We start from the raw sequence: 1705 nt of genomic DNA, 5'->3' as shown, positions 1-1705 counted from the left end.
ACTGACCGCGCGGTTTGGTGTGCTGGAATACGATGGCCGTGATGAGCAGACCCTGGAAGAGTCGATCGAACTGGCGCGCCGCTTCAAGGCTGGCGGCCTCGACCTGCTGAGCGTGAGTGTCGGCTTCACCATTCCCGACACCAAGATCCCGTGGGGCCCGGCGTTCATGGGGCCGATTGCCGAGCGCGTGCGTCGTGAGGCGAAGCTGCCGGTGACCTCGGCGTGGGGTTTTGGTACGCCGCAACTGGCGGAAGCGGCGCTGCAGGCCAACCAGCTGGACCTGGTATCGGTAGGGCGTGCGCACCTGGCAGATCCGCACTGGGCTTACTTTGCAGCCAAGGAGTTGGGCGTGGAGAAAGCCTCCTGGACCTTGCCCGCGCCTTATGCGCACTGGCTTGAGCGTTATCGCTGAGGCATGGAGGGGCTGCTTTGCAGCCCATTCGCGGGTAAACCCGCTCCCACAGGATCACCGCAGGGTTCAGGCCCTGTGCAATAGCTGTGGGAGCGGGTTCACCCGCGAAGAGGCCAGCACAGGCTAAAACCGGTCCAACCGGTAAGCCCCCATCTCCGCGCCACCGGCCCGTTCAGCCAACCGCCCCACCCATTCCGCCGTCACCGCCGCCTGGGTCAACCCCAGGTGCTGATGCCCGAACGCCAACAGCACCCGCCCACCACACACCCGGTCGATCACCGGCAACGAATCTGGCAACGAAGGCCGCAAGCCCATCCACGGTGTCGCTCCCTCGACACTCAGGTCCCTCCGGAACAACCCCTTGCTCAAGCGGTGCAACTGCCACGCCCGCTGCATGCTCGGCGGCGCGTCCAGCCCGGCGAACTCTACCGTGCCGGCCAGGCGCAAGCCCTCGGCCATGGGCGTCATGATGAACTTGCGCTCCAGCGATGTGACGGCAAACGGCAAACGCTGATGCTCGCCAGGCAACATCAGGTGGTAGCCGCGCTCGGTGTCCAGTGGTACCTGCTTGCCGGTCAGCGCGCCGGTCAACCGCGCAGAATGCGCGCCACAACTGATCAGCACCTGGCGGGCATCGAGCGTGCCCTGGTCGCTGGCCAGGCTGACCCCGCCGCTGTGCAACCGCCCGCCATCGACCTGCGCCTGGATAAAGCGCACGCCACTGGCCTTGGCCGCTTCGAACAATTCGCACACCACCCGGTAGGGGTCGATGAAGTGCCCCGTACGTGGGAAGAACAGCCCACCTTGCAACGACGGGCTCAGTTGCGGCGCCGCCTCGCGCACTGTTTCGGCTGGCCAGAAGTCCACCGCCACCGCCTGCTGTTGCATGCGGGCGCGCAAGGCCTCCAGGGCCTGGCGCGACTCCGGCCGCTCGAATACCAGCAGCGAGCCATCTTCCTGGAACAGCTCGCTGCGCCCGATCGAACCCAGCAAGCGCTGCCAGGCACCCAGGCTGCCCTCGTTCAACGTGCGGATGCCGGCCACGCTGCGCTGAAACGGGCCTGGGCGCAGGTTGAGCAGCAGGCGGGTGAACCACGGCATGGCCTTGGGCAGGTACTTCCAGTCCAGGCGCAGCGGGCCCATCGGGTCCAGCAGCATGCGCGGCAGGCGTTTGAGAATCGACAGGTCGGCAATCGGGAATACCTGCTCGGTGGCCAGGTGCCCGGCGTTGCCGTAGGACGCGCCATGGCCGGGTGCCTGGCGGTCGACCAGGGTNACCCGGCGGCCCTGGCG

1 protein-coding gene and 1 pseudogene are annotated in these 1705 nt (G+C 67.0%); one reads left to right on the top strand and one right to left on the bottom strand.

The annotated features are described in order from the left end of the window. Positions 1 to 412: pseudogene (xenA, locus tag JV551A3_RS23980) on the top strand (xenobiotic reductase XenA); the annotation flags it as partial. Between the two features lie 123 nt (positions 413 to 535). Here the strand turns inward: xenA and JV551A3_RS23975 are convergent. Further along, on the bottom strand, positions 536 to 1705 hold a 1170-nt coding region (locus tag JV551A3_RS23975; RefSeq protein ID WP_133979182.1), incomplete at its 5' end, for an NAD(P)/FAD-dependent oxidoreductase.

The organism is Pseudomonas inefficax (genome assembly GCF_900277125.1).
GTDB lineage: Bacteria > Pseudomonadota > Gammaproteobacteria > Pseudomonadales > Pseudomonadaceae > Aquipseudomonas > Aquipseudomonas inefficax.
The sequence above is the reverse complement of the archived record's forward strand: the minus strand, read 5'-3'. Positions and strand labels throughout refer to the sequence as shown.